Below are 6199 nucleotides of genomic sequence, written 5' to 3'. Positions count from 1 at the left end.
TCGCCATCGACAAGGAAAAGGTCAAGGTCACAATGGAGCGCGGCGAGTCCATGTCGACCCTCGGCGTCGACATCGAGCTGCCCGCCCTCAAGGCGGCCGGGCTCGCGAGCGCCTGATCGGGCGCCCGCGAACCGCCACCCGCGCCGCGGATTGACGTGCGGGGGCGGATCACGCGGCCGCCGAGGAAGTTGTGAGGCCATGCCGTCCGACGCGCCGACGATCTACGCCAACGCCCTCCTGGCGCTCAGCCTGCGCCGGCCGGGCATCCTCCAGGTCACCCTCGGCACCGCCGGCTTCAGCGGGGACGAGGCCGAGATCGCGGTGCGCCTCGCCCTGCCGGAGGACACCGCCGTCGAGCTGATCGAGGCGCTGGTCGAGGGCCTCCAGGCGGCTGCCGAGGCGGACGAGGGCGACGAGGACGACGACGCGATGCCCGAGCCCTACGAGGCCTCGGTGGGCGACGTCGTCACGGCGGGCCTCCTCGCGACGACCCTCGCCACCGCCATGGGCGACGCCCTCACCCTCGTCGCCGAGCGGCCGGACTTCCTCGAGCGCCTGGGCGAGATCGAGGCGCGGGCCCTCCTCGCGACGCGCAACTCCGTGTCGGAGGGCGTCTCGGTCGACGACGAGGCCAAGGCGGTGCGCGACACCGTCGCGGTGCTCGGGAGCCTGTTCGCGCAGTGGCGCGCCGAGCACGGCACGCCCCCCGCCCCGGAGGCCGGGGAGGAGGGCAAGGACGCGCCCGAGCCCGAGGCCTGAACGATCCGGCCGGTAATGGCCCCCCGGGGGCTCGCGGCCGCCCGGGCGCTCCGGGCGTGCCAGGCCTGCACACGCCGCTCGGGTCGACGGGCCCGCGGCCTTGCGCCAGGTGCTCGGCGCGAACCGCCCGTTCCGCGGATGCGCGACGCCGCGCTCGCGCGCACGGACCTGCGCGCACGGACCTGGCGGACGGCATCCGGCCGGAGGCGCGGATGTGACCGGGCGATGGAGCGGTGCCGGGGCATCGGGGGCCTGGCGAGTTCCGGCGACCTCGCCCGGGCCGGCGCCCTCGCCTGACGGGCGGCTTCGACGCGCGCGGATCGACAACCCGCGCGGCGGCGGCCAGACTGGCACCCGTCCGGCCGATCAACGGCCGGGAGACGGGCGGCGCGAGGCCGGCCAGGGAGGAACATCATGAGGTCAGGTCTGCTGGCCGCCGCCGTCCAGGTGGCCGCATCGTCGGCGGCGCTCGCCCAACCCGCCGAGCGCTTCCCGGTCCTCGCGCCCGAGCAGATGAGCCCGGCCCAGAAGCGTGTCGCCGACGCCATCGCGTCGGGGCCGCGCAAGTCTCTCTCGGGCCCGTTCAACGCCTGGCTGCGCAGCCCCGACCTCGCCGACCGGTTGCAGAAGGTGGGCGAGCACCTGCGCTTCAACACCTCCCTGCCCCACGACCTCAACGAGTTCGCGATCCTGATCACCGGGCGCGAGTGGAGCTCGGGCTACGAGTGGTTCGCGCACTACCCCCTCGCCGTGAAGGCGGGCGCCCGGCCGGCGATCCTGGAGGACCTCAAGGCCGGCCGCCGCCCCGCCGGCATGACCGGCGACGAGGCGCTGATCTACGATTTCTCGACCCAGCTCCACCGCCAGCGGCAGGTCAGCGACGCCGCCTACGCGGCCGTGGTCTCGCGCTTCGGCGAGCAGGGCGCGATGGATCTGATCGCGGTCAACGGCTACTACGACCTCGTCTGCATGACCCTCAACGTCGCGCAGGTCGCGGCCCCGGCCGGCGCCGACGAGACGCTGCCCCCGCCGCCCGTGCCGGGCCGCTGACGCAATGTCACGACGAAGCAACGAGCGGTGTGCCGCGGACCTTGCGGTCGAACGACGGCGTGGGGCCGTGTTCGCCCGGACCGGGGTGGCTCTCGGGCGACGCCCGATCGGGCTGAGATTGGACCTTTCTCTAGGTCATCGACTTGACGCGCTCCCGCGCGCCGAACCAGTGTCGGCGTCGGCGAGCGGCGCTCGGGCCCCCGGGCCCGCGGCAGGTGGCCCGCCGCGCCGGCCCGCGGGTGCCGGCGATTGCCACGCCCCCGCGAGGAGACACAGCCCATGGCCGCAGGTCTGAGAGAGGCCGCCGACACGGTCCTGAACGACGCCGTGACGCAGAGCCCCGGCGTGCCGGGCGTGGTCGCGATGGCGACCGACCGCACCGGCACGCTCTACGCGGGCGCCGCGGGCCTGCGGACGCTCGGCGAGGAGGCCCCGATGACGCCCGACACGGTGATGGCGATCTTCTCCGCCACCAAGGCGATCACCGGCACGGCGGTGCTCCAGCTCGTGGAGGAGGGCCGCCTCGATCTCGACGCCCCGGCCCGGGCCTACGTGCCGGCGATCGGCGCGCTCCAGGTGCTCGAGGGGTTCGGCGAGGACGGGACGCCCCGCCTGCGGGCACCCAGGCGCGACGTCACCACCCGGATGCTGCTGCTGCACACCGCCGGGCTCGGCTACGAAGTCTTCAACGCGGATTACCACCGCCTGGCGCGGGACCACGGCCAGCCGAGCGTGACCGGCGCCACCCGGGCGTCCCTGAACACGCCGCTCCTGTTCGACCCCGGTGAGCGCTGGGAGTACGGCAGCAACATCGACTGGGCCGGGCAGGTCGTCGAGGCGATCGCCGGCCAGCGCCTCGGCACGGTGATGCGGGAGCGCATCTTCTCCCCCCTCGGCATGGACAGCACCGCCTTCGCGCTGACCCCCGCCATGCGCGCCCGCCTCGCCCGGGTGCACCAGCGCGGCGAGGACGGCGCCCTCGCGCCGCTCGCGACCTTCGAGCTGCCGCAGGAGCCCGAGATCCACATGGGCGGCCACGGCCTCTACGCCACGGCGGAGGATTACTGCCGCTTCATCCGCATGTGGCTGAACGACGGCGCCGGCGAGGCCGGCCGCCTCCTCCGGCCCGAGACGGTGGCGATGGCGGCACGGAACGGCCTCGGCACGATGCGGATCACGGGCCTCCCCGGGATCGTCCCGGCCCTGTCGCACGACGCCGAGTTCTTCCCCGGGATGCCGAAATCCTGGGGTCTGACCTTCATGATCAACGAGCACGACGCCCCGACCGGGCGCGCGGCCGGGTCGCTCGCCTGGGCGGGCCTCGCCAACCTCTACTTCTGGATCGACCGCCGGACGGGGGTCGGCGGCTTCTGGGGCACGCAGATCCTCCCCTTCGTCGATCCGGCCTCGGTCGGCGGCTTCCTCGCCTTCGAGACCGCGGTGTACCGAAGCCTCCAGGCGCGCCGGGACGCCTGAGCGGCGCCCTCGGGGGGGGCCGCGCCCGTCACCCGGCGATGAAGAGCCCGGCGATCGCCGCGCTCGTGAGGTTCGACAGGGTGCCGGCCAGGATCGCCCGCAGGCCGTAGCGGGCCACCTCGGCGCGGCGCTCGGGCACGAGGCTGCCGAAGCTCGCGAGCTGGATCGCGATCGAGGACAGGTTCGCGAAGCCGCACAGGGCGAAGCAGGCGATGGCGGCGGTGCGGGGATCGAGCGTGCCGCCCTTGAGCACCGGCGATAGCCCGGCATAGGCCAGGAACTCGTTGAAGGCGAGCTTCTGGCCGATGGCGCCCCCCACGAGGGCGGCCCGCTCCCAGGGCACCCCGAGCACCCAGGCGAGCGGCGCGAGCACGATCCCGAGCAGGCCCTCGATCGAGGCCCCCGGCACCCCGACGAGGCCGCCGGCCCAGCCGACGAGGCCGTTCGCCAGGGCGATCAGCCCCACGAAGGCGATCAGCATCGCGCCGACCGCCACTGCCACCACCAGGCCCCGCTGGGTGCCGTCCGCGGCGGCCTCGATGACGTTGACGGCGCGGGTCTCACCGAACTCCGCCCGCATGCTCGTCACCCGGGTCGGCTCGGTCGTCGGCACCAGGATCTTGGCGTACAGGAGCCCGCCCGGGATCGCCATGAACGAGGCCGCGACGAGGTAGGTCATCGGCACGCCGAGCGCCGCGTAGCCGGCCAGGATCGAGCCCGCCGTCGAGGCCGCGCCGCTCGTCATCACGGCGAAGAGCTCGGCGCCGGTCAGGAGGGCGAGGAACGGCCGCAGCGCCACCGCGATCTCGCTCTGGCCGATGAAGATCGTGATGACGGCCGAGAAGGTCTCGATCCGCGAGGTGCCGAGGACCCGCTGGAGCGCCGCCCCGAGGGCCCGCGCGAGGGCCTGCATCAGGCCGACATGGTACATCACGGCGATCAGGGCCGAGACGTAGACGATCTGGGGCAGCACCCGGAACGCGAGCACGAAGCCCGTGCCGCCGAACAGCTCGAACATCCTCGGCTCGACGAGGCCCCCGAACAGGAAGGCCGCGCCCCGGTCGCCGTAGGAGAGCACGGTCTGCACGGCGTCGGCGATCCCCGACAGGACGATGCGCCCGGCCGGCACGAACAGGATCACGGCGCCGAGGGCGACCTGGACCGCGAGGGCCGAGAGGACGACCCGGGGCCGGATCGCCCGCCGGTCGGTCGAGAACAGGACCGCGACGCCGACGAGAAGCGTGAGGCTCAGGGCCGCGTGGAACAATCTGTCGAGCATCGTGCCTCCCGGGCGCGGGGCCTCGCAAGGCCGGTGCCGCCCGTTCAGACACGGTTCACGCCCCCGGGACTGCTATGCGGGCCCCGCGCCGGCGCGCTCGGGCCCGGCCGCATTCCGGCCGGCCGCCGGCGCGGGGCCCGCGCGCGGGGCCGCCAGGCTTCAGGGAGGCCGCCGATGCCGTTCCGTGCCCGACTGGTCCTCGCCCTGGCGCTGGTGCTCGGCGGCCTCGTCCGGGCGGGCCCCCTCGCCGCGGCCCCGACCGAGACGCGCATCGCCCTCGTGATCGGCAACGGCGCCTACGAGCCGGGCGCCCTGGCGACCCCGGCGAACGACGCGGGCCTCCTCGCCCAGACGCTCCAGGCGGCGGGCTTCGACGTCGTCGGCGCCCGCGACCTCGACGAGGAGGCCCTGCGCCGGGCCCTGCGGGACTTCGTCGACAGGGCCGCGGCGGCCGGGCCCGACGCCGTCGCCTTCGTGTACCTCGCGGGCTACGGGCTCCAGCTCGAGAACGAGACCTACTTCGCGCCCGTCGGCGCCCGCATCGGGACGGCCTCCGACGTGCCGCTCCAGGCGCTCCGGGTCTCGGACTACGTGAAGCGCCTCGCCGCGCTGCCGCTGAAGGCCCGCTTCGTCGTCCTCGACGCCGCCCGCCGCGCGCCCCTGCGCCTGACGGGCGATCCCCTGGCAGGCGGGCTCCCGCTCGCCGAAGCGGAGCCCGGCAGCCTCCTCGCCTACAACGCCGCGCCGGGCAGCGTCGGCCCCGACGAGCCCGGGCCCTACGGCGCCTACGCGCAGGCCCTGGTGGAGATGATCCGCGAGGGCGGCCTCTCCCCGGCCGCGCTGTTCGAGCGGGTGCGCCTGCGGGTCGCCGAGGCGACCCGCGGCACGATGGTGCCGTGGAGCGCCTCGCGCATCGCGGCGCCGTTCGTCTTCCTCGAGCGGAGCGCGGGCGCGCCGGCCCTGCCGCGCCTCGTGGCGGACGACAAGCCCCTCGGCGAGCTGGGCGTGCGCGACGCCTACGCGGCCTGCCTCGCCCGCGACACGCTGGAGGGCTACCAGGACTTCGTCGCGGCCTACCCGCAGGATCCCCTCGCCCGGCGGGTGCGGGCGATCATCGCGGCGCGGCGCGAGGCCGTCACCTGGCGCCGCAGCGCCCTCGCGAACACGCCGGACGCCTACTGGTCGTATCTCTCCCGCTACCCGCGCGGCCCCCACGCCTTCGACGCCCGCCGGCGCCTGTCCGGGCTCGCCGCGGCCCTCGCGCCGCCGCCGCGCTTCGGCGCCCTCGCGTACGACGTGCCGCCCCCGCCCCCCGACGAGCTCGTCTACGTCGCCCGGCCGGCGCTCTTCCTCGACGATCCGGCCTACGGCCTGCCCCCGCCGCCCGCCGCCTTCCTGCCGCCGCCGCCGGCCTCCCTCGTCGCGCTCGCGCCGCCGCCCCCGCCGGCCGAGGCCTACGCCCTCCCGGTGCCGGCCTTCGTCCCGGTCCCGGCCTATCTCGCCGCGCCCGCCTTCGTGGCCGCGCCGCCCGACGCGCCCCTCTTCCGGCACGGCCACGACGCCGAGGCCGTCGCGCGCCTCAACGCCGCGAGCGCCGCCCCGCCCCGCGGCTCCCCGCCGGTTGGCGCCGTCGCG

5 protein-coding genes are annotated in these 6199 nt (G+C 75.5%); 4 read left to right on the top strand and 1 reads right to left on the bottom strand.

Translation table 11 applies throughout. The features are described 5' to 3' along the window. The first annotated feature begins 198 nt into the window (after window positions 1–198). From DT057_RS33600 to acmB, 3 genes are all read left to right on the top strand, one after another. Window positions 199–759: a hypothetical protein gene (locus tag DT057_RS33600; protein ID WP_128566352.1), complete on the top strand. Its 561-nt coding sequence runs from the start codon at window positions 199–201 to the stop codon at window positions 757–759. A 414-nt stretch (window positions 760–1173) separates the two neighbouring features. Then, complete coding sequence (locus DT057_RS33595; protein ID WP_128566351.1) at window positions 1174–1809, top strand: carboxymuconolactone decarboxylase family protein; 636 nt, start codon at window positions 1174–1176, stop codon at window positions 1807–1809. Between the two features lie 279 nt (window positions 1810–2088). Then, window positions 2089–3285 (top strand): methyl acetate hydrolase AcmB, encoded by a 1197-nt coding sequence (gene acmB / locus DT057_RS33590; protein WP_128566350.1) that lies wholly within the window; start codon window positions 2089–2091, stop codon window positions 3283–3285. 28 nt (window positions 3286–3313) lie between these two features. On the opposite strand, the gene DT057_RS33585 is transcribed toward acmB, so the two are convergent. Continuing rightward, the gene (locus DT057_RS33585) at window positions 3314–4564 is read right to left on the bottom strand and encodes a NupC/NupG family nucleoside CNT transporter (RefSeq protein WP_128566349.1); all 1251 of its coding nucleotides are present in this window, start codon (window positions 4562–4564) and stop codon (window positions 3314–3316) included. A 174-nt stretch (window positions 4565–4738) separates the two neighbouring features. Here DT057_RS33585 and DT057_RS33580 point away from each other — a divergent pair. Continuing rightward, window positions 4739–6199 (top strand): caspase family protein (locus tag DT057_RS33580; protein WP_203236454.1); only part of this gene is annotated, 1461 nt, incomplete at its 3' end.

Origin of the sequence: Methylobacterium crusticola, assembly GCF_003574465.1 — a bacterium.
Classification (GTDB): Bacteria; Pseudomonadota; Alphaproteobacteria; order Rhizobiales; family Beijerinckiaceae; genus Methylobacterium; species Methylobacterium crusticola.
Note: the sequence above shows the minus strand (reverse complement) of the source record. Positions and strands in the feature narration are given on the sequence as shown.

What these genes read in the sequence shown, in the direction of transcription:
- DT057_RS33600 (WP_128566352.1), top strand. Translation starts at nt 199, where the DNA reads ATGCCGTCCGACGCGCCGACGATCTACGCCAACGCCCTCCTGGCGCTC.
- DT057_RS33595 (WP_128566351.1), top strand. Translation starts at nt 1,174, where the DNA reads ATGAGGTCAGGTCTGCTGGCCGCCGCCGTCCAGGTGGCCGCATCGTCG.
- acmB (WP_128566350.1), top strand. Translation starts at nt 2,089, where the DNA reads ATGGCCGCAGGTCTGAGAGAGGCCGCCGACACGGTCCTGAACGACGCC.
- DT057_RS33585 (WP_128566349.1), bottom strand. Translation starts at nt 4,564, where the DNA reads ATGCTCGACAGATTGTTCCACGCGGCCCTGAGCCTCACGCTTCTCGTC.